2 protein-coding genes are annotated in these 2,590 nt (G+C 63.9%); both read left to right on the forward strand.

Annotation, left to right across the window (positions count from 1 at the left end; genetic code table 11):
• A partial coding sequence (locus ACRESD_RS22130; protein ID WP_431752857.1) for a farnesyl diphosphate synthase occupies positions 1–697 on the forward strand: 697 nt, incomplete at its 5' end.
• Positions 698–807: 110 nt separating this feature from the next.
• On the forward strand, positions 808–2,590 hold a 1,783-nt coding region (gene dxs, locus ACRESD_RS22135; protein WP_431752858.1), incomplete at its 3' end, for a 1-deoxy-D-xylulose-5-phosphate synthase.

Below are 2,590 nucleotides of genomic sequence, written 5' to 3' on the forward strand. Positions count from 1 at the left end.
GGCCAATGGCGCGGCGTGTGCGGTGGAGTTGATTCACGCCTATTCCCTGGTACACGACGATTTGCCGGCGATGGACGACGACGATCTGCGTCGCGGCCAACCGACCACCCACAAAGCCTTTGACGAAGCCTATGCGATTTTGGCCGGTGATGGCCTGCAAAGCCTGGCATTCAGCGCCCTGCTGGACCCGCGCCTGAGCAGCGTGAATGCCGAGATCCGCCTGCGCATGGTGACCGCCCTGGCCCACGCTGCCGGCCCGGCCGGCATGGTCGGCGGGCAAGCCATCGACATGGGTTCGGTCAGCCTCAAGCTGGACCAAACGGCCCTGGAACACATGCACCGCCACAAGACCGGCGCCTTGATCGAAGCCGCCGTGCACCTGGGTGCCCTGGCCAGCGGTCGCGCTGAAACGGCGCAATTGGCCGCCTTGCAGACCTATTCCCGGGCCATCGGCCTGGCGTTCCAGGTGCAGGACGACATTCTCGACGTGGAAAGTGACACGGCCACCCTGGGCAAACGCCAAGGCGCCGATATCGCGCGGGACAAACCAACCTATCCGGCACTGCTCGGGCTCGAAGCGGCCAAGGCTTACGCCCTGGAACTGCGCGACCAAGCCCTGGATGCCCTGCGACCTTTCGACGCGGCAGCCGAGCCACTGCGCGACCTGGCGCGGTATATCGTCGAACGCCGCCATTGATAAGTGCGGCCATTCGCGCCGCCTATCAGCCAAGTTCGGCGCTCCGCGTGGGCAGTTTGCGATGCTTGAGGTAAACTGCCGCCTCTTCTATACCTATAACGATTCGCCTGATGCCCACGACGTTTCAAGAGATTCCCCGCAAGCGCCCGTCCACGCCCCTGCTCGACCGTGCTGCCACGCCGGACGGCCTGCGTCGACTGGGTGAAGCCGAGCTGGAAACCCTGGCCGATGAGTTGCGCCTGGAATTGCTCTACACGGTCGGTCAGACCGGTGGGCATTTCGGTGCCGGGCTGGGCGTGATCGAGCTGACCATCGCCCTGCATTACGTGTTCGACACCCCGGACGACCGGCTGGTGTGGGACGTGGGCCATCAGGCGTATCCGCATAAAATCCTCACCGGTCGTCGCGAGCGCATGAACAGCCTGCGCCAGAAGGACGGCATCGCCGCCTTCCCGCGTCGCTCCGAGAGCGAATACGACACCTTTGGCGTCGGCCACTCCAGCACCTCCATCAGTGCAGCGCTGGGCATGGCGATTGCCGCCCGCCTGCAAAACAGTGATCGCAAGGCGATTGCGGTGATCGGTGATGGCGCGTTGACCGCCGGCATGGCCTTCGAGGCGCTGAACCATGCGCCGGAAGTGGACGCCAACATGCTGGTGATCCTCAACGACAACGACATGTCGATCTCGCGCAATGTCGGTGGCCTGTCCAATTACCTGGCCAAGATCCTTTCCAGCCGCACCTACGCCAGCATGCGCGAAGGCAGCAAAAAGGTGCTCTCGCGCCTGCCCGGCGCCTGGGAAATTGCCCGACGCACCGAAGAGTACGCCAAGGGCATGCTGGTCCCCGGCACCCTGTTCGAAGAGCTGGGCTGGAACTACATCGGCCCCATCGACGGCCACGACCTGCCGACCCTGATCGCCACGCTGCGCAATATGCGTGACCTCAAGGGCCCGCAGTTCCTGCATATCGTCACCAAGAAAGGCAAAGGCTTCGCGCCAGCGGAAGTCGACCCGATCGGCTACCACGCCATCACCAAGCTGGAACCTGTGGACGCCCCCGCCGCCGCGCCGAAAAAGACCAGCGGGCCAAAGTACTCCGGGGTGTTCGGCGAATGGCTGTGCGACATGGCTGCCGCTGACCCGCGCCTGGTGGGGATTACCCCGGCGATGAAGGAAGGCTCCGACCTGGTGGCATTCAGCGAGCGTTTCCCGCTGCGCTACTTCGACGTGGCGATTGCCGAACAGCACGCGGTGACCTTCGCCGCTGGTATGGCCTGTGAAGGCGCCAAGCCGGTGGTCGCGATCTATTCCACGTTCCTGCAGCGCGGCTATGACCAGCTTGTTCACGATGTGGCGGTACAGAACCTCGACGTGCTGTTCGCCATCGACCGCGCAGGTTTAGTCGGCGAAGACGGTCCGACTCACGCCGGTAGTTTCGACTTGTCTTACCTGCGTTGCATCCCCGGCATGCTGGTGATGACGCCGAGCGACGAGAACGAACTGCGCAAGATGCTCAGCACCGGCCACCTGTACAACGGCCCGGCCGCCGTGCGTTACCCACGCGGCACCGGCCCGAACGCGGTGATCGAGAAGGACCTGGAACCGATCGAGATCGGCAAAGGCATCGTCCGTCGCCAAGGCAGCAAGACCGCGTTCCTGGTGTTTGGCGTGCAATTGGCCGAAGCGCTGAAGGTTGCAGAGAAGATCGACGCCACCGTGGTCGACATGCGTTTCGTCAAACCGCTGGATGAAGCCTTGGTGCGCGAGATTGCCGGTAGTCACGCGTTGCTGGTAACCCTCGAAGAGAACGCCATCATGGGTGGCGCGGGCGCGGCGGTCAGCGAGTACCTGGCGCGGGAGAATATCCTCAAGTCGGTGCTGCACCTGGGCC

The sequence above is a fragment of the Pseudomonas sp. genome (assembly GCF_050739995.1).
Taxonomy (GTDB): domain Bacteria; phylum Pseudomonadota; class Gammaproteobacteria; order Pseudomonadales; family Pseudomonadaceae; genus Aquipseudomonas.